Source organism: Niabella drilacis (genome assembly GCF_900101395.1).
In the GTDB taxonomy this organism is placed as follows: Bacteria; Bacteroidota; Bacteroidia; order Chitinophagales; family Chitinophagaceae; genus Niabella; species Niabella drilacis.
Genome location: NZ_FMZO01000002.1, coordinates 12,989 through 38,049, shown reverse-complemented (window position 1 = coordinate 38,049; position 25,061 = coordinate 12,989). Strand labels below are relative to the sequence as shown.

19 protein-coding genes are annotated in these 25,061 nt (G+C 49.8%); 9 read left to right on the top strand and 10 right to left on the bottom strand.

Annotated elements, in window-relative coordinates; all coding sequences use genetic code 11:
* Positions 1–7: 7 nt before the first annotated feature.
* The gene (locus tag BLS44_RS03550; protein ID WP_090388677.1) at positions 8–433 is read right to left on the bottom strand and encodes a DUF6069 family protein; all 426 of its coding nucleotides are present in this window, start codon (positions 431–433) and stop codon (positions 8–10) included.
* A 657-nt stretch (positions 434–1,090) separates the two neighbouring features.
* Positions 1,091–1,768 (bottom strand): Crp/Fnr family transcriptional regulator, encoded by a 678-nt coding sequence (locus tag BLS44_RS03545; RefSeq protein ID WP_090388676.1) that lies wholly within the window; start codon positions 1,766–1,768, stop codon positions 1,091–1,093.
* 198 nt (positions 1,769–1,966) lie between these two features.
* Between BLS44_RS03545 and BLS44_RS03540 the strand changes: the two genes are divergently transcribed.
* Both BLS44_RS03540 and BLS44_RS03535 read left to right on the top strand, forming a co-directional pair.
* The gene (locus BLS44_RS03540; RefSeq protein WP_176954305.1) at positions 1,967–3,844 is read left to right on the top strand and encodes a chloride channel protein; all 1,878 of its coding nucleotides are present in this window, start codon (positions 1,967–1,969) and stop codon (positions 3,842–3,844) included.
* 200 nt (positions 3,845–4,044) lie between these two features.
* Positions 4,045–4,548, top strand: coding sequence for a CAP domain-containing protein (locus tag BLS44_RS03535; protein ID WP_090388675.1), 504 nt, complete (start codon positions 4,045–4,047; stop codon positions 4,546–4,548).
* A 283-nt stretch (positions 4,549–4,831) separates the two neighbouring features.
* Here BLS44_RS03535 and BLS44_RS03530 read toward each other — a convergent pair whose 3' ends face one another.
* The 4 genes from BLS44_RS03530 to prmA form a co-directional block, all read right to left on the bottom strand.
* Positions 4,832–5,275, bottom strand: a complete 444-nt coding sequence (locus BLS44_RS03530) for a hypothetical protein (protein WP_090388674.1) — start codon at positions 5,273–5,275, stop codon at positions 4,832–4,834.
* A gap of 172 nt (positions 5,276–5,447) precedes the next feature.
* Positions 5,448–6,260: a M48 family metallopeptidase gene (locus tag BLS44_RS03525; protein WP_090388673.1), complete on the bottom strand. Its 813-nt coding sequence runs from the start codon at positions 6,258–6,260 to the stop codon at positions 5,448–5,450.
* 238 nt (positions 6,261–6,498) lie between these two features.
* Positions 6,499–7,146 (bottom strand): glycerol-3-phosphate 1-O-acyltransferase PlsY, encoded by a 648-nt coding sequence (plsY, locus tag BLS44_RS03520; RefSeq protein WP_090388672.1) that lies wholly within the window; start codon positions 7,144–7,146, stop codon positions 6,499–6,501.
* An 82-nt stretch (positions 7,147–7,228) separates the two neighbouring features.
* On the bottom strand, positions 7,229–8,050 hold the full coding sequence (prmA, locus tag BLS44_RS03515) for a 50S ribosomal protein L11 methyltransferase (protein WP_245729090.1): 822 nt from the start codon (positions 8,048–8,050) through the stop codon (positions 7,229–7,231).
* A 404-nt stretch (positions 8,051–8,454) separates the two neighbouring features.
* On the opposite strand from prmA, the gene eat reads away from it, so the two are divergent.
* The 5 genes from eat to BLS44_RS03485 all read left to right on the top strand — a co-directional run bounded on the left by eat (position 8,455) and on the right by BLS44_RS03485 (position 14,596).
* Positions 8,455–9,768 carry an ethanolamine permease gene (gene eat / locus BLS44_RS03505; RefSeq protein WP_090388669.1) on the top strand — a complete coding sequence of 438 codons (1,314 nt, stop codon included), beginning with the start codon at positions 8,455–8,457 and terminating at the stop codon, positions 9,766–9,768.
* A complete protein-coding gene (locus BLS44_RS03500; protein WP_090388668.1) occupies positions 9,765–11,120 on the top strand; it encodes a glutamine synthetase family protein in 1,356 nt (451 codons plus the stop codon). The genes eat and BLS44_RS03500 overlap by 4 nt, the downstream gene beginning before the upstream one ends.
* A gap of 253 nt (positions 11,121–11,373) precedes the next feature.
* Positions 11,374–12,522, top strand: a complete 1,149-nt coding sequence (locus BLS44_RS03495; protein WP_090388667.1) for an iron-containing alcohol dehydrogenase — start codon at positions 11,374–11,376, stop codon at positions 12,520–12,522.
* A 4-nt stretch (positions 12,523–12,526) separates the two neighbouring features.
* The gene (locus tag BLS44_RS03490; RefSeq protein ID WP_090388666.1) at positions 12,527–13,222 is read left to right on the top strand and encodes a gamma-glutamyl-gamma-aminobutyrate hydrolase family protein; all 696 of its coding nucleotides are present in this window, start codon (positions 12,527–12,529) and stop codon (positions 13,220–13,222) included.
* A gap of 3 nt (positions 13,223–13,225) precedes the next feature.
* On the top strand, positions 13,226–14,596 hold the full coding sequence (locus BLS44_RS03485) for an aldehyde dehydrogenase family protein (protein ID WP_090388665.1): 1,371 nt from the start codon (positions 13,226–13,228) through the stop codon (positions 14,594–14,596).
* 201 nt (positions 14,597–14,797) lie between these two features.
* Here the strand turns inward: BLS44_RS03485 and BLS44_RS03480 are convergent, their stop codons facing one another.
* Complete coding sequence (locus BLS44_RS03480; RefSeq protein WP_090389150.1) at positions 14,798–16,057, bottom strand: DUF445 domain-containing protein; 1,260 nt, start codon at positions 16,055–16,057, stop codon at positions 14,798–14,800.
* 186 nt (positions 16,058–16,243) lie between these two features.
* On the opposite strand from BLS44_RS03480, the gene BLS44_RS03475 reads away from it, so the two are divergent.
* Entirely contained in the window at positions 16,244–17,578 is a 1,335-nt protein-coding gene (locus BLS44_RS03475) for an MATE family efflux transporter (protein ID WP_090388664.1), read from the top strand.
* A 286-nt stretch (positions 17,579–17,864) separates the two neighbouring features.
* Here the strand turns inward: BLS44_RS03475 and BLS44_RS03470 are convergent, their stop codons facing one another.
* On the bottom strand, positions 17,865–20,306 hold the full coding sequence (locus BLS44_RS03470; protein WP_090388663.1) for a bifunctional YncE family protein/alkaline phosphatase family protein: 2,442 nt from the start codon (positions 20,304–20,306) through the stop codon (positions 17,865–17,867).
* 286 nt (positions 20,307–20,592) lie between these two features.
* Between BLS44_RS03470 and htpG the strand changes: the two genes are divergently transcribed.
* Positions 20,593–22,479, top strand: a complete 1,887-nt coding sequence (htpG, locus tag BLS44_RS03460; protein ID WP_176954304.1) for a molecular chaperone HtpG — start codon at positions 20,593–20,595, stop codon at positions 22,477–22,479.
* Positions 22,480–22,948: 469 nt separating this feature from the next.
* Here htpG and BLS44_RS03455 read toward each other — a convergent pair whose 3' ends face one another.
* Complete coding sequence (locus tag BLS44_RS03455; RefSeq protein ID WP_245729089.1) at positions 22,949–24,136, bottom strand: purple acid phosphatase family protein; 1,188 nt, start codon at positions 24,134–24,136, stop codon at positions 22,949–22,951.
* A 56-nt stretch (positions 24,137–24,192) separates the two neighbouring features.
* Entirely contained in the window at positions 24,193–25,002 is an 810-nt protein-coding gene (locus BLS44_RS03450; RefSeq protein WP_245729088.1) for an endonuclease/exonuclease/phosphatase family protein, read from the bottom strand.
* Positions 25,003–25,061: the final 59 nt, after the last annotated feature.

Below are 25,061 nucleotides of genomic sequence, written 5' to 3'. Positions count from 1 at the left end.
TGCCCCCCTACATATAAATATCCTGGTGCTTTACCAGCCAGGGAACCGCAATAGTGGCAAATACCCCGGAGATGATCACCATGCCCAGCAGGAGATGCTGAAACTGAGTGGTTACTACCGGATCAGCAGAGCGGTGAACCTGCAGGGTACCATAAATACAAAGCGCTGTAAACAGGGCCGATAATACAATATAGATCCGGTCGCCCTTCGGAAAAAGCCGGTCGATGGCCGCAAACACAACACCTGCCAGGGGTAATGCGAAAAGAGTAGCAAAAATAATAGTTGATACATTGATCAGCTCATGCAGCGGGAAAGCCGTTTCCTCCCGGAAAAATACATCGTAGACCAGGTTCAAAACAGTTGCAATGTAGCCCGCAAATAAACCAGCCATCAGCGGTTTGTAAATATGACTGTTGTAATCTTTTGTTTCCATTCTACAAAAGTATGATATAAATCACACTTTTTGAAAAAACAGAGGATTTTCGGAATTGAGATCTGAGATTCGAAAACGGAAGACAGACTGCTATACGCCATATTTCCGGTTCTGGTATTTAGATTTTGGATCTTTGGTATATAATATGACCGCCGCGCTGCGGCAGGATAGTTGCGCCACTCCTGGTTACATAGATTTCCGCCGCGCCTTCAAAGCCAGGTAATCCGCTTACAGACCGTCCAGACACCTGCAACATACAGTGAGATATAGAATAGAGATTTGAGAATCCAGGGTCCAGAATCGAGTATTGGGTATTGGGTATCGGGCATCCAGGATCTAAAAACCAAATACCGGCACCAATGTTACTTTCTTATATAGTGTTATGTTAAGCATAAAAAGGCGTACTATAGTTGCCACAGAAACGCAGAAGCATAGAAAAGAACTCAGTGATTCTGTGGCGGCAAAACAGATTCAACATCACACTAGTACATACAAAGCCGCTCAAGGACCTCCCAGATATCCGAAACCTTCTGTGAACATCTGCAAAATCTGCGAGCATTTTACCACCCCCACAAAGGGAACAGCATTGAATCCATTCCCGGGACATCGTGGGAGCGTCCGGCATCGAACCAAGGTCTGCGCCTGTTTTAAGGAGCGTTACAACAGCTGTTCCAATTGCTTTTCATTCAGAACAGCAATATTCTTTCCGCTGGTCCTGATCAGTTTTTCCGCCTCCAGCTCACTGATCATACGGGAGATCGTTTCATAAGTGGTTCCCACATAAGAGGCCATGTCCTGCCGGGTAAGTTTAATATCAATAAACCCCTGTTCGTTAACGCCAAAATCTCTTTTCAGCATTGTTATAGCTTCCGCAACCCTTCCTTTCACCTCCATATGCGCCATATTGCGTACCCGCCGTTCTGTAGCCTCCAGTTCGTTTGCATAAAAATCCATGAGGGCATAGGTGAGCCGGGGATTTACCTGCAAAGTTGCTTCAAACAACCGGATATCAAGATACACGAGCGTTGTGTCTTCCAGTGCCGTGGCGGATACCGGGTATACTTTTTCCTTTCCCAGCCCCCGGTACCCAAGCATATCCCCATTTTTGGCAAACCGGATGATCAGCTCTTTTTCATCGCCCCAGCGCTGGTGGATCTTCACCTTCCCGGTATCGATAAAAAACACCCCCTGCACGATATCCTTCTCCGAAAAAACGGGCTGTCCTTTTTTAACGGACCGCAGCTCCCTGCCCGTATCAACCACTGTACGCCATTCGGGAATGCAGTAGCGGTAAAGGATATTTTCCCCAGCCTGATCTGCCTGTTTTTGTTTCATTGTGATCCAAAAATAAAAAATACCGGCAAGAAATCCGACCCGCCACCATCCCACTCCTTTAAACGGGAAACGGCGGCGTCCGGTTCAACGGCCGGTCACGGCCCCATTCCCTCCTGCGCCGTCAGAAAACCGCTCTCTTTTTGCTTAAAATTATGATATAAATCATACTTTTGCAGCTTCTTTTGATATCCACACAATATGAGTATTCCTATTTCAACTTCGTTGCAATCTACGCTGGCCTCTGAGCATATGGAGCACCGGCCTTCAACAAGAAAGAACCGCCTGGTATTTATTTCCCTGCTTGCCGTAGCTATCGGCATGGTGATCAGCCTGGTAGCCAAGCTATTGATATGGCTGATCAACCTGGTTACCAACCTGTCTTTTTATGGCAGCTTTTCCCTGGCCCACTCCACGCCCCAGGGGCATCATCTGGGCATTTTTGTGGTGATCGTACCTGTTATCGGGGGCATCATCGTGGGATTAATGGCCCTCTACGGATCCCGGGCTATCAGGGGACATGGCATCCCGGAGGCCATGGAACAGATCCTTACCAATAACAGCAAAATAAAGCCCACCATTACTTATTTAAAGCCCCTGTCTTCAGCTATCGCCATAGGCACAGGAGGTCCCTTTGGAGCAGAAGGCCCCATCATTGCCACGGGTGGCGCTTTAGGATCTACCCTCGGACAGTTGCTGAAGATCTCTCACCAGGAACGTAAGGTGCTGCTTGCCGCCGGAGCAACGGCAGGTATGTCCGCCATATTCGGGAGCCCCATCGCAGCCATCTTCCTGGCCATTGAACTCCTGCTGTTCGAATTCTCAGCGGCCGCCATTTTTCCGGTAGCCCTTGCCTGTATAACAGGAGCAGCCGGTCATCACTTCCTGTTTGGCGGCGGGCCGGTCTTTGCCATCGATCACCTTATCAGTACGCCCTCCAACACGGCGCTGTTCCTTTACAGCATCGAGGGCGTCCTGATCGGACTGCTTTCGGTAGCTGTTACCAAGATCGTTTACTGGTTGGAAGAAGCTTTTGAGCGCCTGCCCGTTCATTGGATGTGGTGGCCCGCTATCGGCGGACTGGCCGTGGGCATCATCGGCTATTTTCACCCGGATACGCTGGGTGTGGGTTACGATAACATTACCAATGTGCTTTCCGGAAGCCTGACGTTAAAAGTGATCGGGTTGCTTTTTATATTTAAGTTCCTGTCCTGGGCCATTGCGCTCTCCAGCGGAACCTCGGGCGGAACGCTGGCCCCCCTGCTCACGATCGGTGGCGCAGCAGGAGCCCTTGCCGGTATCGCCCTGCAACAGCTCTTTCCCCAGCTGGACATTTCGGTTTCCCTGGCGGCATTGATCGGCATGTCGGCCATGTTTGCCGGGGCTTCCCGCGCATTGCTCACATCCATCCTTTTTGCACTGGAAACCACCGGGCAGGTAAATGCACTGCTGGCATTACTGGCAGCCTGTTCCATTGCCTATTTTATTTCGCTTTACCTCATGGAGCATACCATAATGACAGAAAAGATCGCACGCCGGGGAGTAAAAACACCGGTTACGTACACTCCTGATGTACTGGAACAATACCATATAAAGGATGTAATGAGCCATGATGCGCTCCTGATCAGCGATGAGAACCCCATCGCCGATGTTAAAAGCTGGCTGGATCAGCACGAGGATGATCATGCCAACTACTTTATCGTAACAGGCACTGATAATACGCTGAAGGGCGTTATCAGCTCCTCCAGTCTCCGGAGCGAGCATCATGCCCCCGAAAAACAGATCGGCTCCCTCATCAAACGGAAATCGGCATGGGTACGTGTTAACGACCCGCTGAAAACAGCCGTTGGGATCATGCTCCAGTACGATATGGACCTGCTTCCGGTGGTTGATACCAACCAGGTAGTAGTAGGAACGATCAACTATAAAAACATTATGACCGCCTATAAACACGTTCACAATGCCAGCGAGGACAAACAGGTGCACATTTCATTAAAACGACAAACCTTAAAATTACTTATAAAAGGGAACCGGCTCATTTACAGAAACCAGCACCGGCAAAACAGCAGCAATCAGTAGCAGGCGGCCCTGTTTATAATACCTGATGAAACCGGTTGCCGGTTCAGGGCAGCGCCTTTCACGTTCACGGCTTCCCGCGGGTCCGGATAATGATTGGAGCAGCTCCCGGAACCGGGTAACTCAATCTCCATCGATAGCTGGTGACTGCATTCTGTGGCATAAAGTTTGCCCAATGTATACCAAACCCTATCCGTATCATCATGGTCCGTGCCCTATCCTTTTTTTTATTCCTGTTTGTGCTGTTGGGTGTTACGGCCTGCTCTTCCTCAAAACAGCCCCGGTCCGCCGATGATGAAACGGGCTTTGGCAGCCGGAGCTTTTTGCAGCAGATCAATGCCATCCGCGCCAGGGGATGCAATTGCGGAGGGCGGAAATATCCCCCAGTAAAAGCTGTAAGCTGGAATGGCCAGCTGGAAAATACAGCAGCAGCGCATAGCAACTATATGCTGCGCCGCGGCCGGTTAAGCCATAGCGGCCGCAACGGGATGATGCCGGAAAAGAGAGTTGCCGCTTCGGGTTACCGGTGGAGTTATGTAGCAGAAAATATAGCCATGGGGCAGCGAAGCACCACCGAGGTTATTCAAAGCTGGCTGCAGAGCCCCCAGCATTGCCGCAACATAATGAGCCGGAATGTTACTGAAATCGGCGCCGCCCGCTCCGGGGCATACTGGACCCTTGTACTGGCTGCACCGGCGTACAAATAAACAACAAGGGGCAGCAAAGAATTGCCGCCCCGGCATAGGTAGCCCTTTAGTATTGTTATCGCACTGTAAAGTTGTTGGTAAACAGGTGCCCCCGGATAAATGCACAACCTGTAGCTAGCCCATATCCGGCTGCAAGATAGGGTTCCCCCGCATTCAGGAGCCTGATCCCGGTCAGGACGGGCACTGCAAAAGATCAGATACTCCCGGGCAACAAAAAGCCCCGTTCTGCGTATGCAGAACGGGGCTTTCCTTTCTGAATGCTGCCGGCTGGCAGCGCTGAAACTTACACCAGTGATGCCTCCCTTCTTTTTCCTTTTACAGACGCGGGTCCGCGTTCTGTTTCACAACATTTTTCAAACCGGGTAGCCGTCCACACATGATCCAGCTCTACACTATCCATACCGGTATAACCATCATCGGTAAGTCGGCACCAGCTACGCTCCCTGTTCAGATCAGTAACGATCTTCGAAGTCGACTTTGGATGAGCCACCCAAAATTTCGTGTTCTCTTTCAGGGAAGGCATTACCTCATTCAAAATACCATTCAGCTGGTTTTCATTCACTGCAAATACCAATGCAAAATCAAGCTTCCTTGATTTCAACAGAGGGGTCATGTTCTTGGCAAATGATAACTTACTGAATTGTTTTTCGATGGATGAGGGGAGTCCTTGAATTAAGAGATTTTTTTCTTCTGCGTACTGTAATTTTTCGAACACTGTTTGAGTCATAAGAACTTGAAGGGGTTTATTAAAAAAATCTGACTTAAATACTCAATTAGCAAACAAGATCCATCAATTAAAGTGCAAAAGTACGAAAAATCAGCGTCCCGGACAAGCTTTTCAACACAATACCCCTACTCAGCTATGAGTAAGGATATTATGCATTATAAATATAAATAAATTATTTTCCTATTGGTTTATAGTATTTCATGGCCTCCGGCATGAATTTCTGCAACTGCTCAATTCTTCTTTCGGGGCCGGGGTGTGTGCTCAGGAATTCCGGCGGCCGGTTCCCCTGCGCCTGGGCCTGCATCCGCTGCCAAAGCCCGATGGCCTCCTGCGGGTTATAGCCGGCCATGGCAGCCCAGATCATTCCATAATGATCAGCTTCCAGTTCCTGCTTCCGCGAAAAGGCCAGTATCCCTACCTGAGAGCCCAGGCCCACCGCTGTACCAAATAACTGGCGCATACCACTGGAGGTTTTATTGGCCATAAACGCATCCAGGATATTGGTTCCATACTGCGCTGCAACGGTCTGGCTCATCCGCTCATTGGTATGCCCAAACAAGGCATGGCTTACTTCATGCCCCATTACATTGGCCAGCGCTGCTTCATTTTGGGTAATTGGCAAAAGGCCGGTATATACCACAATTTTTCCTCCCGGCATACACCAGGCATTGGCTTCATTACTCTGTACCAGTTTGGTTTCCCACTTGTAGCCATTCAGATCCGCGGTCAAATTATTTTGTTTATAGAACGCATTCACCGCGTTGATGATGCGCTGCCCCACCCTGTTTACCATTTCCGCATCGCGATTATTAGAAGTGGTCACTACTTTATTGGAAGAAAGAAAGGTCTGGTATTCAGACACCGCCATTTGCTGCAGCTCTGATTCCGGTAATAATTTCATCTGGCTACGGCCGGTAATGGCATTGGTGGAGCATCCCGCCCCGGTTGCCACGGCAACGAGAAAGATGAATAAGTTCCTGATCATAGTAAAGGTTTTAATTTGCTAAATAAACAATCTTTGTACCAAAGTAGGAAAGCAACCAGCCATTAGTTATCAGCGATCAGTCATTAGTTGTTGGCTATTAGCTGTCAGTGTCCTGAAATTTGGTTTTCGATTTTTAGTTTCTGAAGTTTGATGATCCTCCTTAAGGATTTAAGCGATCAACCCGTTCTCCGGCTTCCCGCCCGATGGCTGCTGACTGCTTATTGCTGACCGTTGCCCGCTACCGGTTCCGTTGCTTACGACGGTCCCTGTTCTTAAAGATCGGCACCTTATTTTCGGCACCTTTAAGGATACGGCCGATATTTTTCTGATGGGTCAGGATCACCAGCAGCGCCACTGCAACTGCAAACACCCTGTAAAAGTGATTGTCAACGTTAAAAATAACCAATATAAAAACCGGGAAAGCAAGACTGGCCAGTATAGAGCTCAGCGATACGAACCGGGTCAGGTACAACACCAACAGGAAAATACCCGAGCAGGCCAGGGCTGTCCACGGGCTGATACCGATTACCAGGCCAAACAATGTAGCAACCCCCTTTCCTCCCCTGAAGTTAGCCCAAACCGGGAAAATATGTCCCAGTACAGCAGCAATCCCGAAGATCAGCTGGATATTTAAAAAAGCGATATCATTATCCGCAAACTGAGGGAGGAACAATGCCAGTTTTACGGCAAGAAACCCCTTCAGCGAGTCGCAGATCATTACAAAAGATCCCCACCTGGGCCCTAAGACCCTGAAGGTGTTGGTGGCACCGGCATTGCCACTGCCATAATCCCGTATGTCAATACCAAAGAAACCTTTACTAACCCAAACAGCCGTAGGAATACTTCCTAAGCAATACGCCGCCAAAAAGAGTAGTACATAATTCATGTATATTGGACTAAGTGAAATACAAAAATAGCGATAATAAGCCAACCGGCGCTTAATAATTCTTTAACAGGTACACAAAATTTTAAAGGACCAACTTCATACACAACCAATTGTTCCTGAATACTTTATTATCTAACCGAAGGCCGGAATCCACTGCCCGGCTCACAATTTCGGGCTCATCTGCCGCCAGCAGGCCGCTCAACAAAAGCACCCCGCCGGGAGCCAGCTGTTCCTTTAAGGAAGGGATGGTTTCCATCAATACGTTCTTGTTGATATTGGCAAGGATCACATCATAAACACCTCCCTGCACTGCACTATCCGACTGTTGTACCGTAATACGGGAACAATGATTCACCCCGATATTCTCAATCGTATTCAGAATACTCCACTCATCAATATCGGTAGCCAGTACCTGCCGGGCTCCCAATTTTTCTGCCAGGATCGACAGGATGCCGGTACCTGTGCCGAAGTCAAAAACCTGTTTATCTGAAAAGGCCACCTCCCGCATCTGCTGCATCATCATCCAGGTAGTGGCATGATGCCCGGTACCAAAACTCATCTTGGGATTGATCACGATCTCCTGCTCCACGTTTTCAAAAGACGGGTGAAAGGACGCCCGCACCGCCACAAAGCCATCCACCACTACCGGATCAAAATTGGACTCCCACAAGGCGTTCCAGTTCTGCGATTCCAGCTCGCTAACCTCGTAATGAATATGCAGCGGACCGGAAACCGCATCCAGTTCGGCTGTTGTGATCTGCCCCTGGCTAAAGAACGCTTTCAATTGGGTATCCGCTTCCTCAAAGCCATCTGCTTTGTCAGCAAGTGCCGCAATCAGTAATGCTGACAGGTCTGTAGTCGTATTCAAAAATACCACTTCCGTATATGTTGTGCCGGCGCTCATTTCTATTATTTTTTATTACCCGCTTAGAAAAACAAAAGCGGGCCAAGGTATACCAAATTGACAGCATCTGCAAATTCTTTTGCCGGCTTGCTCCGGGGGCCGCTCACAGGCTTTCCTGCGGAGCAAAAAAATCCGCTGCAGCAACAGGATCGTTTATTTTACCGGCAAGTCGTTTCAACCAGCGGATCCCCGCCTCTGTCCGGATGCCCCCTCCAGGCGCAGATCTTTGCAAAAAATCAGCGGGAACCGGCAATGGATGGGATCTGCCTGAAATCAGTCCCGGGGCCCGGAGGCTCCCTGGGAGCAGGAAAGTCAGAGGTCCATGGTTTTTTTGAAAAGTTTCAACAGCTTCAATATCTTTATAAGATAACGATTCATTGAAACCAATTATTTAGCAAAAGCATATGACGAATCCTGCACAGCAGTTAAAAAGAACGCTTAATGCCACCATGTTGTGGGGCCTTGGGGTAGGCTATGTTATTTCGGGAATGTATTTCGGCTGGAACCTGGGCCTTGAAAAAGGAGGCACCCTGGGTATGGGTATTGCCACCCTGTTCATTGCCCTGATGTATGTGGCCTTTACCTTTAGCTATACAGAGCTTGCCTGCGCCATTCCCAAGGCCGGAGGGGCCTTTGATTATGCCAACCGTACCCTTGGAAAAGACCTGGCTTTTCTGGCAGGCATGGCGCAAAGCATTGAATTCATTTTTGCCCCGCCGGCGATCGCGTTTGCCATTGGCGCCTATTTTAATTTATTCTTTCCCCAGCTACCCGTACTGGGCATTGCCATTGCGGTGTACATTATTTTTACCGCGCTCAATATTTCCGGCGTAAAGGCCGCTGCGGCTTTTGAGCTCATCATCACGATTATGGCCGTGGGCGAGCTGCTGTTGTTTGCCGGTATAACCCTGCCTCATTTTGATGCAGCCCATCTTAAAAAGAATGCATTGCCCGCGGGATGGGCCGGCATCTTCCCCAGCATCCCCTTTGCCATCTGGTTCTTCCTGGGCATTGAAGGTATTGCCAACGTAGCGGAAGAGACCAGGAATCCGCAGCGCACCATTTTAAAAGGATTCGGTTCGGCCATTTTTACACTGGTGGTGCTTTGCGCGCTCACCTTTATCAGCTCGGTAGGCGTTGCAGGCTGGGAGGCCGTGGTATACACAAAGGATGGCGCTACCTCGGATTCTCCGCTGCCGCTGGCCTTATCGCATATTGTGACCAATAATGCTTTCCTGTACCATATGCTGATCACCGTGGGACTCTTCGGACTGGTAGCCTCCTTTCATGGTATCATCCTGGCGGCCGGCCGGTCTTCCTTCGAATTTGGAAGAGCCCGCTTTGCGCCACAATGGCTGGGAAAAGTAAACCGCCGGTTTCAGACCCCGTCTAATGCGCTTATTGCAAACATGGTGGTAGGCATCATTGCTTTGCTGACCGGAAAGACCGGTGAGATCATTATCCTTTCCGTATTTGGAGCGCTCACACTCTATATTATTTCCATGATCGCCGTGATCCGGCTCCGCCGGAAAGAGCCTTCGCTGGAGCGGCCCTTCAAAGTGCCTTTTTATCCGTTGTTTCCATTGGTGGCATTGATCCTGGCCTGCATCTCTTTTATTGCCGTGATCATTTACAACTTCAGGCTGGCCCTGGTTTACCTTGGCCTGCTGCTCATCAGCTACATTTTATTCAGCCTTTTTTACAAGAAATCGCTATGACTACAAAAGACATTTTACAATATGTTAAAAACCACGAATCTGGGAAGGTAAAGATCGCCTACGTGGATATTGACGGCATCCTCCGCGGAAAATATATTTCTGCAAAAAAATTCCTGGGCATTGCAGGAAAAGAAACCTCTTTTTGTGATGTGATCTTCGGCTGGGATTCCGGCGACGTATCCTATAACAACTGTGGCTATACCGGCTGGCACACGGGCTATCCGGATGCACCTGCACGGATCGACCTCCATACCTTCCGCAGGATCCCCTGGGAGAACGGGCTGCCTTTTTTCCTGGGCGAGATCACCGACAGCAAGGGCGCTCCCGCTGCTGTTTGTCCGCGCCAGCTTTTAAAAAAAGTACTGAATGATGCCTTGCAACAGGGATTTAAACCCTACGCCGCACAGGAATTTGAATGGTTTAATTTTGCCGAAACGCCGCAAACCGCCGCGGAAAAAGGCTTTCAGCAGCTTACGCCCCTTACACCGGGTATGTTTGGCTACTCCATTTTGAGAAGCTCGCTGAACAACCGTTTTTTTACCGCGCTGTTTGATCAGCTACGCGATTTTGATATTCCGCTGGAGGGCATCCATACCGAAACCGGGCCGGGCACTTACGAAGCTGCCATCGAATATTCCGATATCCTTACCGCGGCAGACCGTGCGGTGCTTTTTAAAACTGCGGTAAAAGAGATCGCCTATCAGCACGGCATTATGGCCACGTTTATGGCAAAGATTAATGAAGCGCTTCCGGGTTGCGGCGGGCATGTGCATCAAAGCCTGTGGGATAAAGCCGGCAAAAAAAATGTATTTTACAATGGCAGGGACCAACAACAGATGAGCGCCATCCTGCGGCATTATATAGCGGGACAATTATATTGCCTGCCACAGATCTTACCCCTGTTTGCTCCTACCATCAACAGCTATAAGCGGCTGGTAGAAGGTGCCTGGGCGCCCACGACCCTTACCTGGGGGATCGACAACCGTACGGTGGCCCTGCGCGTATTGCAGCAAAGCGAAACGGCCTGCCGGCTGGAAACAAGAGTGATCGGTGCCGACGCCAACCCTTACCTGGCCATGGCCGGCGCACTCGCATCCGGCCTCTATGGCATCCGGCATAAACTGGAACTGCAGGATGCCGTAACCGGCAATGGTTATACCGATGAGTCGCATGGCGTACTGCCCCGCACCCTGGAACAGGCTACCGCGGCAATGAAAACTTCTGCCGTAGCCCGGGAACTCTTCGGCGAAGCATTTACCGGGCATTTTGTGGCCACCCGCGAATGGGAATGGAAACAACATTTAAAGACCGTGACCGACTGGGAAATGAAGCGTTATTTTGAGATAATATAAAAGATATTGGGATTGAGCAATCAATAGATGCCGATACAAATTCACAACGACAAGGCATTATAAAGCTGTTTTTGAAACAGCCACCACCCAATCGGGGGATGGCCATAAGCCTGTTTATCACGGTCTGCCTGATGCTGCTATGCAAACGAAACCTCCGTATAACGAAGGCGTCATTAATCTCCCATACATAATCGGATGAATCAACAATCGTTTTTAACGCATCATACAACTAATTTATAATTAATTTTACCAAATGGCATTTGACAAAATTTATCAATACAATTTCCCCACCACCATCCGCTTTGGTGCAGGAGCCAGCAACGAGCTGGGCGATTATTTAAAAAAACAGGCACTGGCGCGGCCGCTGATCGTAACGGACCCGGTGATTGCACAGCTGGATTTTTTTAAGAAGATCGTGAAAAGCCTTCAGGCTGGCGGCATCTCGGTGGAAGTATTTCACAACATCCATAAAAACCCGGTAAAATCGGATGTATACAATGGAACAGAAGTATATGACGCTACAGAGCGCGATGCCATTATCGGCATCGGCGGCGGAGCTGCGCTGGATGTAGCACGCGCCATAGTACTGCGTATCCATCACCGCGAAGACCTGTTCAAGTACGACGACCTGATCGGCGGTGATATCTATGTAACCAATGATGTACCACATTTTATTACCATTCCCACTACGGCGGGTACGGGCAGCGAGGTGGGCCGCAGCGCCATTATTGCCGATGACGAAACCCATCAGAAGAAGATCCTCTTCTCGCCCAAGCTGCTGGCCCGGGTGGTCTTTGCCGACCCTTTGCTGACAATGGATATTCCGCCGGCTATTACCGCCGCCACCGGTATGGATGCACTCACCCATAACCTGGAAGCCTACCTGGTAAACATGGAGCATCCCATGTGCGATGGCATTGCCCTGCAGGGCATTTCACTGATCGGTGAATCTATTGCAACAGCTGTGCACCAACCGGATCTTGAATCGAGGAGTAAAATGCTGATCGCCTCCCTGATGGGCGCCGTGGCCTTTCAGAAGGGATTGGGCGTAGTGCACTCACTGGCGCATCCGCTGTCGTCCCTGCTGGATACGCACCATGGGCTGGCCAACGCAGTAAACCTGCCCTACGGAATGCGTTTCAATATTGAAGGACAGGAACAGAAATTTAAAAAGATAGCCGGAGCTTTAAACCTGGCAGGAACAGCGGGTAAGGATGTGGTGGATTATCTGTTTGAGCTCAATACCGCCATTCATATCCCACATAAATTATCGGCTATCGGCGTTCGGGAAGCACATATCGAAACGCTGGCCGATCTTGCGCTGGCAGACTTTGCCCATCCCAATAACCCCAAACCGGTTTCGAGGGAAAACTTTAAACAACTATACCTCGAAGCACTATAAACACATGAAGATCGGATTAACATACACCGGGTCGGAATCCAAACATGCCAACTATGCCCGCTGGCTCAAAGGCGATGATGCCATTGAGGTAATAACCCTTTCTGCGGAACTGAACAACCTGGATGCGGCGGCGGCCTGCGACGGCATCGTGCTATCCGGTGGCGTGGATATTGCACCGGGATATTATTCCGGCAAGGACGGGTACCTCAATGCCCCGGATCATTTCCAGGAAGAACGGGATGCTTTTGAGACCGCTGTTTTCCGGCAGGCGCAGGACCAGGGCCTCCCGGTACTGGGCATCTGCAGGGGCATGCAGCTGATCAACTGCATTTATGGGGGCACCCTCGTACAGGACCTGGGAGCCCGGAACGAGGTCCATAAAGTAGCCAATAGCCGGGATAAAGTACATGGTATTCATATTAAAAACGATAGTATCCTGTACCAGGCCGTTGGTAGCGAGCTATGCGCCGTAAACAGTGCACACCACCAGGCCATCGGCAACCTTGGCCGGGATTTACAGATCACCGCCACGGCACCGGATGGTGTAGCAGAAGCCCTGGAACGCCTGTCTCCAAGCAGCCATCCCTTCCTCTTATGCGTGCAGTGGCACCCGGAACGGATGTATCATTTCGGACTGCAACAAACTCCGCCATCCCAAAGAATAAGGGAACTATTTTTAGAAGCCATACAAAGTAAATAATACATGGAAGTTATCAATCCCGCCACAGAAGAGCGGATCGCAACCCTTACAGAAGATAATGCACAAAGCCTCCGGGAAAAATGGCAGCGGCTGAAAGCGGCCCAGCCCGCCTGGCAGGCGCGCCCGCTGGAAGAGCGGATCGCTGTAGTTAAAAAATTCAGTGCATTGCTGGAAGCACATACCGCCACCCTTTCGCAGGTATTGACCAGTGAGGTAGGAAAGCCCCTCTCCCAATCCGCCAACGAGATCCGCGGCGCCATTGGCCGTATCAGCTGGCTCACTGCAAATGCGGCTAAATACCTGGGCGATGAAGTGATGAGCGAAACCGCCGATATGGAGGAACGGATCGTATATGAACCCCTGGGAGTGATCGCCAATATCTCTGCCTGGAACTATCCCTACCTGGTGGGAGTGAATGTATTTGTACCCGCTTTGCTGGCCGGCAATGCGGTGTTGTATAAGCCCTCGGAATATGCATCCCTTACAGGGCTGGAAATAGAACGGCTATGGAAGGAAGCCGGGCTGGACTCCGATCTGTTTCTTACAGCCATTGGTACCGGCACTGTAGGCGCTGCCATTCTGGACATGCCCTTTGACGGTTATTATTTTACCGGCAGTTATAAGACTGGGCATTTTATTTATAATAAGGTAGCCGCAAAGATGGTGCCCTGCCAGTGCGAGCTGGGCGGCAAGGATCCGCTGTACGTAGCAGCCGATGTGGCGGATATTGCAGCCGTAGCAGCCGCTACCGCGGACGGTGCATTTTATAATAACGGACAAAGCTGTTGCTCTGTAGAACGGATCTATGTACATGAGCACCAATACGACGCCTATGTAGACGCTTTTGTAAAGGAACTGACTTCCTGGAAAACCGGTGCACCTACAGAAGAAGGCGTATATTTTGGACCGCTCACCCGCAAGGAACAGATCGCCGTACTGAATGGGCAGATCGAAGACGCAGTACGCAAAGGAGCCACGATTATCACCGGCGGGAAAAAAGCAGCAGGAAAAGGCTATTATTTTGAGCCCACCGTGCTCACCAATGTTACCGCCGATATGCTCGTGATGAAAGAGGAATCCTTCGGACCGGTGATCGGCATTATGAAGGTAAAGGATGATGCCGCGGCTATTGCGCAAATGAAAGATACGGAATATGGACTTACCGCAGCCGTATACAGCAGCGATCCCGAAAGGGCCGCCGCCATTCTGCAACAGGTGGATGCCGGAACGGGGTACTGGAATTGCTGCGACCGTGTAAGTGCGGCATTGCCCTGGAGCGGCCGTAACCATTCAGGGTTTGGCGCCACGCTGTCCCATTCGGGATTACGGGCTTTTACGAAAACCAAGGCCTATCATCTCAGAAAGCAGTCATAACGGACAACGTATAAGGGATGTTTCGACATTGTACTATCCCTGCCGTTGACGGCGCCGCAAAATAATCCGCAGAGATCCTTATTAGCATCAGGATAAGAAAACCGCCTGGGAGAAAAGAACCCCGATATAGGCGCTCCTTCCCGTTACAACGGATCCACCCAAAAAGCAAAATAGCGGAAGCGGTTCACGATCACCTGTCGCCTATAAGAGCCGGCTTACGGTATAGATCAATAACCCCACAATGCCACCCACCAGGGTACCATTGATGCGGATGAACTGGAGGTCCTTTCCCACTTCCAGTTCCAGCTTATTGCTCAGTTCCTTTCCCTCCCAATTGCCCACGGTATTACTGATCAGTGCACCGGCCTGCTTCGTATTGCGCAGGATATAATAATAGGCATTATAACGGATCCAGCCGTCGATCTTTGCACGCATTTCCGCATCCTGCTGCAGGTTGACCGCCAGTTCTTCCACCGATTTTTTAAAATACCGGCGCAATGCAGAATCCCCTGCCGAAAGGTCCTGGAGCACCTGTGCCTGCAACCGCTTCCAGATGTCTCCCGCATATTGTTCCAGCTTTTGAGGTGTAAGCAGGTCATTCTTCAATGATTCCAGGTCGCGCTGCCATTCCGGGCTTGTTTTCAGTGTTTCGGTAAACGTCAGCAGCTGCTTGTTAAAATCCTTCCGGATCCGGTGCTGCGGGTCCTTTTCGATCTCCTGCAGATAGGTGGCGATACCGCTGGTGAGTTTGGTTGCAATATAATTATTTACAAACCCGGGAATCAGGAAATGACTTTGTTCTTTTACCCGCTGTTTTACCAGTGCTTCATTTTCGATCACGTAGTTGCGTACCTTCCCCAGCACAAAATTCAATACCCGTTCATGATCGCCCCGCTGCACGATCAGCCCCAGTCCGTTTGCCACTACTTCATTCAACCGTACGCCTTCCAGCAGCGCTCCCGCCTTACGGGCAATAAATCCTGTGATCACCGGGGCATCCGAAGTTTCGATCATCCGTTTCAGCAACCTGGATGCCTCCGTTACCAGCAACTGCACATTTTGCGGCTTGATCAGCCAGGCGGCAGCAAGCGTGCTCAATTCGAGCCGGTCGATATAAGGCCGCAATGTTTTCGCATTCAGAAAATTAGTTACTACAAAATTCCCGAGGTTATCACCAATGCTTTTCTTGCTGTTCTCGATCAGGTTGGTATGGGGAATGGGTATTCCCATCGGATGGTGAAACAGGGCTGTTACGGCAAACCAATCGGCCAGGGCGCCCACCATGGCAGCCTCGGCAAATGCCTTCACATACCCGATCCAGACGTCCGTCCGGGTCTTTAACAGGAATACACAGCCCAGGAATACCAGCGTCATCAATAAGAATAAGCCGGTGGCCAGGGCCTTATGTTTTCTGAGCTGTGCGGCTTTTAGTGCATCAGCCGACCGTATTTCATTGTTCATTTTCATTTTATTGGAGCGTTGAGATTTGAGATCCGAGATAAAAGAGACCAGATCTGTAATGCCGGATGCTCATTTCCGGTTTCCCGATCCTGGATTCTCAAATCTCAATTCCTGTTCTCCGAAAATATAAAAAATTATGCTGTTTAAATTTTATCCGTCATTTATGAATGCTAATTTTGCCCGTCTATGAATTACAAGAAAGAGGCCAGAAATACCTTACTGCTCGCATTTCCCATTATACTGGGTGAAATTGCGCAGATCTCTTTGCACCTGGTAGATACCGCAATGATCGGCGCACTGGGGTATAAAGAGCTGGCTGCTGCTGCGCTGGTACTCAACGTGATCAATATTCCTTTTGTATTGGGCATCGGCGTCACCATTTCTGTGGCACAGATGGTGTCACTGGCGCATGGGAAATACGATCGCCAGCTGATCTCGCATTACCTTTATAACGGGTTTATTCTCTGCACCCTTGCCGCTATTGTAATTGCAGCGGCCATTGTTGCAGGCACCGAAGTGCTTTATCACCTGGACCAGGACCCGGAGGTAGTAGCCTATGCGGCGCCCCTGATGCGGGTTATGGGCCTTTCCATTATCCCCATGATCCTGTTTATGACCCTGAAGCAATTTGCAGACGGGCTCCAGTATACCAAAACAGCCATGGTATTATCCATAACGGCCATACCGTTAAATGCGCTCCTGAACTGGGTGTTCATTTACGGGCATTGGGGCGTTCGGGAGTTTGGACTGATCGGTGCCGGTTATGCCACGCTTATTACGCGTACGGCCATTTTTATTGCCCTGGCCCTGGTGATCCTGAACCACCGGGTGTTCCGGCCCTATATCGCTGTTGCAAGGAACCAGTGGAAACTGCATGGTCCCACATTCAGGCAGCTGTTAAAGATCGGGATCCCCAGTAGTCTCCAGATCGGGATGGAAGCCGGGGCCTTTGCCGTTTCAGGCATCCTGATGGGCACGATCCATGCCACCACACAGGCGGCGCACCAGATCGCATTGAGCTGCGCTTCGTTTACGTTTATGGTGTCGATGGGCCTTTCGCAGGCCGGCTCTATCCGCGTCAGTACCGCCTTTGGGGCAAGGGATCTGAAACGGATTTCCGTGATCGGCAAAAGCACGATTGTGCTGGCGCTGATCTATGGATCTTTCTGCTGCCTGCTGTTTATTTTGTTGCGCAACCAGCTGCCCCACCTGTTTAACAATAATACGGAGGTACTGTCGCTTGCCGCTACCTTCCTGTTGCTGGCGGCCGTTTTCCAGATCTCCGATTCCATCCAGGCCATCAGTGCCGGTTTGCTGCGGGGTATCAAAGACGTAAATATTCCCACCATCTTTATCGCCATCGCCTATTGGGTACTGGGCATTCCTATCGGATGCCTGCTGGCCTTTCATTTTAATATGGGTGGTGTGGGCATCTGGCTGGGATTGATCGTAGGTCTTACCGTTTCTGCATTGTTTTTAACGCTGCGGTTTCTGAAGAAGGCCAAAGGGCAATTGATATAGTCGCAAGGACAAGATGACAGAAGGTAATAAGAAGGGGCACTAATAACAGCATACCCCGGCAGCAGGCAACAGGGGACTGGGGCGACTTGTGAGACATAGAGCGGTACAAAGACAGACTGATGCCTTGAGCCCTTGCGTGAAACGGGAGCCACCCACCAAGAAACACAAAAAAACTGCACCCTAGTGCAGCTTGTGTCTTTGGGCCCTGGTGGTAAACAGCTGATTCGCTGCGCCCGTTGCTCCTTAGCGTCGTTGCGGGAAACCAAACCGCCTGGTTCGCAAATGATCAATCATCATCATCCGCTTTCTTTTTCTTTTCCGGGAATTTCAGGAATGCCGCCCGCACCGGCGAGGGGGCCGGGGTTCCCCTGATGCCCATCCAGAGGATATCATTGAACACCAGGTCCGGAACGGCATCTTCCTTCGACCAGTCAAACTGTTCGCTCCAGACGGCCAGTTTTCCCTGCGCAGGATTGCGTTCCAGCAGGTTGATGGTTGCGGGTACATGATCAAATGCAGTGTAGTCGGGTGTCGCGGTAAAACAACGCCACAGGGGTGTTGCAGCTGCATCGTATTGCGTCATAGGCGGCATCCCCAGGATCAGTTCGATGGTATGCAGCATGCCGGAAGTGGAATACATAGTATGATCTACCGCCCGCCGTTTTACATAAGGGCTGATCACATAGGCCGTACTCCGGTGCGCATCCACATGATCCGGTCCGTTTTGGGCATCGTCTTCCAGGATAAAGATGGCGCATTCTTTCCAGATAGGGCTTTTGCTGATATAGTCCACAAACATCCCCACCGCCAGGTCATTGTCCGCTACGTGGGCGAAGGGTGTTTTGCGTCCGGCACGCATACCCTCCGTATGATCATTGCCAAAGCGCAGCGTTGTTAACTGCGGAAGCGCATTCGCCGCCACCAGCGAATCAAAATCATGTTTCCATTGCCGGAAGCGGGTGGTATCAGCCACACCCAGGTCATAACCAGTATAGCCCGGGGCAAAACGGCCTTTGAGCACATCCAGCTTCGCCTTACCATTATCTACAAATTCCCCGTAGGTACGGAACGACACCCTGTTGCGCGCTGCATGATCCCAAATAAATCCATCCCGGTTGTTGGCGATCTTACGCTCCCCTTCCCCGCCATAGGTACCGCCGCGGCCGCCGTAGCTGGAAGGCCAGGTCTTTTCAAGATAATCAGTTGCATAGGCTCCCATGCTCCAGTTATGCCCGTCGGCACTCACTTCCGCATCCACATAAAAATTATCGAGCAATACAAAATTGCTCACGATCTTATGCTGGTTGGGAGTGATCGTTTCACCAAACAGGCAGAGACTGCTATCCCCGTTGCCGCGGGTAACATCTCCCAGCACCTGGTCATAGGTCCGGTTTTCCTTGATCACATAAAACACGTGTTTGATGGGAGAAGCAGCGCCAACCTTCATGGGCACGGGATTCCCCTCCTCGCCCTGGGCCGTCAGCTCCCTGTCTTTTGAATAAGGTGTGTTCTGGTAAACCGCATGTGAATATACGGCCAGCTGTGCCGGTGCGGGTGTGTTGATAAAACTCAACGTACCGCGAAACAACCCGGCTATATATTGTACCTGTGCCGGGCGGCGGCTATCACCGGCATGCCGCAACACCACTTCTTTTTTATTCACCGGGTTAGGGCCGTATGGATTGGCCATGGAAGACATCCCTTTGCCGTTGGTAACCAGGATCTGTTTGCCCGCTACTTTCACGTTTGTCGGGTACCAGCCCACCGGGATAAATCCTTTGGAAACCGATTTTGAAGGAACCGACACATCGAAAACCGCCAGGCAGTTATTATCTGCATTGGCCACGTAAAGGGTCTTCCCATCTGCTGAAAGGGCTACCCCATTGCTGGTGGAACCGCTGGGCGCATTGGGATACAGGGCCGCATTCAATGTTTCGATCACCCTGTTGGTAACTGTATGGATCACTGACACCGAATTATCATTGGCATTGGCCACATACAGCAGTTTTCCGTTTTTGCTGATACAAATTTCATTGGGATGATTGCCGGTGGCGATGCTCGCCGTGATCTTTTGTGCTGCTACATCCCATACCAATAATTTTCCGCCTCCCCAAACGCTGATATATAATTTTTTCCGGTCGGGCGATAGTTTGCAGGTGTATGCCTCTGATCCCAGGCCCGTTTTACTTTTTATCTTTCGGGTAGCCAGGTCAAATATATACAGGCTGCTGTCTTCCCGGGTAACCACAAAAAGCTGGTTGCTGGTTTTATCATCCACATCCAGCCCCGCGGTACCGATACGGTTCGGCCATTTTTCACCCAACACAAAGGAATCTTTTAAAGCCAGGTGGTTGTTTTGTATTGCATATCTTTTTACAACATTATCATGCCCGCCGGATGCATACAGGTACCGGTCGTTACTACTGAAAGCCAGTCCGTACCAGGATTTGGCGATGACGATGCTATCCGCTCTTTTCCTTGCCACCAGGTCGACCAGGTCAAGCGTTTGTGTGCTTTGCCCGTTATTGGTAACCGCAGCCAGATGTCCGCTGTTGCTGATTACCAGGTTCAGCGGAAGATCTCCCAGGGGCAGGTGGGTGCCGGCAGGCGTCAATGACCAGCCATTGGGAAGCAGGATTTTATCACGTTCAACCCGGGGCTGCGAAAAACCGGGGACAATCATTACAGCCAGTGCAATTGCAGCAAAAAAGCGGGATACCGGATTCATGTTACAAATTTATCGTTTTTGCTTTTAACGACCACCGGGAACGATGATAAATAAGAGAAAATTAATATGGGGGGATTTGAAAATTTGAAGATGTGGAAATGTGAAAATGAAGATCTGGTTATATTTGATGATCTTTTCTCCGATGAAGATGCCACATCAAGCATGAAACCGAATTTAACTTCAAACATTGAACATTAAACCTGAAACTTGCTCTAACCTGACAAAATGACCTTCACGCCGGCGATGGTATTGCATTTGATGTATAAAGAAAAAATTTCTACGAACTATGATACAAGAAAAAGGCTCCATTTCCATTCATACAGAGAATATTTTCCCAATTATTAAAAAATTCCTTTATTCTGACCACGAGATCTTTCTTCGTGAGTTGGTTTCCAACGCGGTAGATGCCATTCAAAAGGCAAAACGCCTGGCATCCCTGGGCCAGTTTAATGGGGAGATCGGCGAACCGCTGGTGGAGATAAAACTGGATAAAGAAGCGAAAACCATCACTATTTCCGATAACGGGATCGGGATGACCGCTGAAGAAATTAAAAAATACATCAACCAGATCGCTTTCTCCGGTGCGGAGGAGTTTATGGAAAAATTCAAAGAAGCAAAGGATGCTTCGGAAATCATCGGCCGTTTCGGGTTGGGCTTCTATTCGGCATTTATGGTGGCCGACCGCGTGGAGATCCAGACCCTGAGTTTTCAGCCGGGTGCAGAGCCGGCCAAATGGACCTGTGATGGCAGCACCGAATTTGAGATCAGTGAGGGCACCCGTACCACCAGGGGTACCGATGTGATCCTTTATGTGAACGAGGAGAACCAGGATTTCCTGGAAACGCACCGTATTGAAGGCATCCTGAACAAATATGCAAAATTTCTTCCGGTTCCGGTTCAGTTTGGCACTAAAACAGAAAGCGAGCCCGACGGCGAAGACGAGGAAGGCAAACCCAAATACAAAAGCATTGAGGTACCCAATATCATCAATACGGGCGTGCCCATCTGGACCAAAGCCCCCAGTGAACTGAAGGATGAAGACTACCTGAATTTTTACCGGGAGCTGTACCCGATGAGCGAGGACCCGCTGTTCTGGATCCACCTGAACGTGGATTACCCCTTCCACCTGACCGGCGTACTGTATTTCCCCAAGATCAAGAACGATATCGAATTACAGCGCAACAAGATCAAGCTGTACAGCCGCCAGGTATTTATCACCGATGAGGTAAAAGATATCGTTCCCGAGTTCCTGATGTTGTTACACGGCGTGATCGATTCTCCGGATATCCCGCTGAACGTATCCCGCTCCTTCCTGCAGTCAGATGGCAATGTAAAAAAGATCAATACCTATATCACGAAGAAAGTAGCGGATAAGCTGGCAGAGCTGTTTAAGAACGACCGTAAAGGCTATGAAGAAAAATGGAGTGATATCGGTGTGTTTGTAAAATACGGCGCTATCAGCGAACCCAAATTCTGGGAACGCGCCAAAGACTTTGTATTGCTGGGTAACACGAAGAAAGCCTACTATACGCTGAATGAATACAAAGACTTTGTAGCACCAGAGCAAACAGATAAAGACGGCAACCTGGTGTACCTGTACACCCCTAATGCCGAAAAGCAGGATGGCTATATACAGGCTGCCAACCGGAAGGGGTATGATGTGTTGCTGATGGACAGCCCGCTCGACAATCATTTTATCAGCCACCTGGAGCGGGACCTGGAAAAAACACAGATCAAGCGGGTGGATGCCGATGTACTGGAAAAGCTGATCGATAAAGGGGAAACAATCTCCAGCAATTTATCCGAAGAGCAGACCAAAGAGATTAAAGAGGTTTTTGAAAAAGCCATTACCAAACCAGGGATGGATGTAAGCGTGGAAACCCTTTCTGCGGAGGCCATGCCGGTAACCGTTACCATGGATGAGTTCATGCGCCGCATGAAAGATATGGCCGCCATGGGTGGTGGTATGAGTTTTTACGGGGCCATGCCGGATAAATACAAAGTAGCCATTAATGCCAACCATCCGCTGGCTACCAGGATCCTGGCAGAGACCAATGCAGATACCCGGCAGGCACTGGCGCGGCAGGCCTTTGACCTGGCACTGCTGGCACAGGGTATGCTTACCGGAGCCGATCTTACTTCCTTTGTAGAAAGAAGCGTGCAGATGATCTAAGAATAAGCGCAGGAATATTACAAAAAAGAGGTTGCCATTACCAGGGCAGCCTCTTTTTTATTGCCATAATAGAGCATATGGAACAGCCCAAAGATCTTTACCAAAAGCAACATCAATTACCAAACTGGATTTGTGACTGGTAAGAAAATTTTCAGGACTGGCAGCTGCCGCCGCCATCGGGGTTGGGTTATCGAAGGACAAATACCTGGCCGGAGTACCCCTTGTACCAATTCAGATAAAATTGGCCGGTACAAGAGTGGATGCACCTACCGGCCCGGCGCCATTTACAAAAACAACGGGACTTACGGTTAATGCTCTCAGCATCCCCGAAGTAGCAAAACAGGGTATTCTCCTGATGGATGTTTTGCAAGTTTAAAGGCTATCGTTAAAATATCAAAAGTACCCTTTTAAATTTCCAAACCCTGCTGCGCCGGCGCCAAAAAACACCTGCGCATGGGAGCGCTCCTGCCTATTTAACCGTAACCTTGTCTACCAGTTTCCCGGCCAGGTCATAAACACTGAAGCTGGCCTCCCCCGATGTTATTTTCGCCTTGATGATATTATTATTGGAATTTACAATAACAGGAAATTTCATGGATGCGGATGCCTGTTCGATCCGGTGCCGGTGTTCATGTGCACTTAACATTACCTGTATGCCGGCCTCATTGAGAATAGGTACCCATTTGTTTTTGATCTCCAGGCTGCCGTGCCAGCCATCCGCGGGAGGTATATGACAAATCGCAATTTTATACTTTGCATTCCTGAAGGCCTCTGTTTTTACAATATTACGCAACCACTCCGTTTGCTCGTTCCGGTATGCATCCATATCTGTAATGCCGCTATACTCTATGTCGGAGTCCGGCTTATCTTCGCCACCATCCAGCACAATAAAACAGGCATCGCCTTTGGTAAAGCTATAATAGAGTTGCCCGTTGGGGCCCGGGAAATATTTGGGAAACTCCGCTGCAAAGGGCCCGCGGGTTTCATGATTCCCCCGCGCGTAATACATGGGGACCTCGCTCGCAAACAAAAGCGTAGCCGTATCCATAAAGCCCTTAAATACCTGCTCCTCGCTCATAGAGCTGCTGACCATATCCCCGTTGAAAACAACAAAACCAACGGTCGAAAAATCAACCTGTCCCAACAGCTGTTTTAGCACCGGGTTGCGCTCATGAATATCATTCACCACTGCAAACTCAAACGGTCCGGGCACTCCATTGGTTTGAAAGGTAAGCGGCTTTTTCTGATATACGGCTGTTGCCGCAACGTTCCCGTATTGCACATGCACCCATTCATGTTTCAGCACTTCCTGGCTGTATACCCGGTAGCGGTAACGGGTACCGGGCTTTAATCCCCTAAGTTGTACCTGGTGAACCGTCCCCACATTCTTCAACCCATTAGATGCAGAAAAATACTTTGGCCGTTCCTCTTTATAAAAATGACTGCCATCATCCGGGGCCAGCTCCACCCATGCAGTAGCCGGCTTGTTAGTGGTCCATACAATAACAACGCCGGACTCTGTCATCGCCTGTAAATAGGGCCCGTGCGAAATCTTAATAGCCTCCTGGGCATTTCCCCATAATGCTCCTGCAAAAAGCAGTAGTCCTAAAAACATTCCCGTTAAACAGATCCGTTTCTGCAATCGTCTCCTTTTCATATGCGTTTGTTATTCACCAAAAATATCCATTTCTGCGAAACCCAGTTGCCCTGCAGTTATTTTTTTATCAGCTCCAGGGTAACCAGCACCGGTTTATGATCGGAAGCGTCTTCATTTCCGATCACTTCCACCTTTTTTACATTCCAGGTACGTCCCTGGTTCAGGAAAATATAATCGAGCCGGATCTCCGGATGAGTATACGGAAAAGTGAGTTGAGGGTTACCAAACCGGACAGCAGCGTCATCCATTCTTTTGGTAATAATGCCATAGGCTTTTGTTTCCGGCGTAATATTAAAATCACCGCCAACAGCCACCGGCAGGTTCATACCAGACAGGATATCAGTAACGGCCTGTGCCTGTGCATTCCGGTTTTCGTCAAATTCATGGCAAAGATGCGTGCCGGCAAATACCATTTTCTTACCATTAGGGAACCGATGCTCAATCGTGATCAGGGCCCTTCCTTCGCCCCCGGCCGGAGTAGGCAGGTGATGCACTACCGGTTTGGCCGGATAGCGGGACAATAAACCCTCCCCGTATCCACCTTCGCTATAATCCATTGCTTTTGCAAAGTAGCCATGCATTCCCGTCATCTTTGCCAGTTCCGCTACCAGGTCCTTTTTAACACCGCCATTAAAAGAAGCCGTCCTGCGGGTCATACTGTCAACCTCCTGCATAGCTACAAAATCCGGTTTGTACCGGTTGATCACTGCCGCGATCTTCTTCAGGTTACTTTTCCCATTGGCATAGTGCTCTTCCCCATGATAAATATTATAGGTAAGTACTTTTATGGTTTGGGCACCGGCCGTATTAATCCGTATACAGGCGATCAGTAATAAGAGCGCTATTAAACTATTTCTTTTCATCATTTTTGTTTTTATTAACCCGCACAGCAACCGGAGTAAGGGTATATCCCGGTTCCGGAAAT

What these genes read in the sequence shown, in the direction of transcription:
- BLS44_RS03450 (WP_245729088.1), bottom strand. Translation starts at nt 25,002, where the DNA reads ATGATGAAAAGAAATAGTTTAATAGCGCTCTTATTACTGATCGCCTGT.
- prmA (WP_245729090.1), bottom strand. Translation starts at nt 8,050, where the DNA reads ATGAGCGCCGGCACAACATATACGGAAGTGGTATTTTTGAATACGACT.
- BLS44_RS03535 (WP_090388675.1), top strand. Translation starts at nt 4,045, where the DNA reads ATGGTCCGTGCCCTATCCTTTTTTTTATTCCTGTTTGTGCTGTTGGGT.
- BLS44_RS03550 (WP_090388677.1), bottom strand. Translation starts at nt 433, where the DNA reads ATGGAAACAAAAGATTACAACAGTCATATTTACAAACCGCTGATGGCT.
- BLS44_RS03490 (WP_090388666.1), top strand. Translation starts at nt 12,527, where the DNA reads ATGAAGATCGGATTAACATACACCGGGTCGGAATCCAAACATGCCAAC.
- eat (WP_090388669.1), top strand. Translation starts at nt 8,455, where the DNA reads ATGACGAATCCTGCACAGCAGTTAAAAAGAACGCTTAATGCCACCATG.
- BLS44_RS03530 (WP_090388674.1), bottom strand. Translation starts at nt 5,275, where the DNA reads ATGACTCAAACAGTGTTCGAAAAATTACAGTACGCAGAAGAAAAAAAT.
- BLS44_RS03480 (WP_090389150.1), bottom strand. Translation starts at nt 16,057, where the DNA reads ATGAACAATGAAATACGGTCGGCTGATGCACTAAAAGCCGCACAGCTC.
- plsY (WP_090388672.1), bottom strand. Translation starts at nt 7,146, where the DNA reads ATGAATTATGTACTACTCTTTTTGGCGGCGTATTGCTTAGGAAGTATT.
- BLS44_RS03540 (WP_176954305.1), top strand. Translation starts at nt 1,967, where the DNA reads ATGAGTATTCCTATTTCAACTTCGTTGCAATCTACGCTGGCCTCTGAG.
- htpG (WP_176954304.1), top strand. Translation starts at nt 20,593, where the DNA reads ATGATACAAGAAAAAGGCTCCATTTCCATTCATACAGAGAATATTTTC.
- BLS44_RS03470 (WP_090388663.1), bottom strand. Translation starts at nt 20,306, where the DNA reads ATGAATCCGGTATCCCGCTTTTTTGCTGCAATTGCACTGGCTGTAATG.
- BLS44_RS03545 (WP_090388676.1), bottom strand. Translation starts at nt 1,768, where the DNA reads ATGAAACAAAAACAGGCAGATCAGGCTGGGGAAAATATCCTTTACCGC.
- BLS44_RS03495 (WP_090388667.1), top strand. Translation starts at nt 11,374, where the DNA reads ATGGCATTTGACAAAATTTATCAATACAATTTCCCCACCACCATCCGC.
- BLS44_RS03500 (WP_090388668.1), top strand. Translation starts at nt 9,765, where the DNA reads ATGACTACAAAAGACATTTTACAATATGTTAAAAACCACGAATCTGGG.
- BLS44_RS03475 (WP_090388664.1), top strand. Translation starts at nt 16,244, where the DNA reads ATGAATTACAAGAAAGAGGCCAGAAATACCTTACTGCTCGCATTTCCC.
- BLS44_RS03455 (WP_245729089.1), bottom strand. Translation starts at nt 24,136, where the DNA reads ATGAAAAGGAGACGATTGCAGAAACGGATCTGTTTAACGGGAATGTTT.
- BLS44_RS03485 (WP_090388665.1), top strand. Translation starts at nt 13,226, where the DNA reads ATGGAAGTTATCAATCCCGCCACAGAAGAGCGGATCGCAACCCTTACA.
- BLS44_RS03525 (WP_090388673.1), bottom strand. Translation starts at nt 6,260, where the DNA reads ATGATCAGGAACTTATTCATCTTTCTCGTTGCCGTGGCAACCGGGGCG.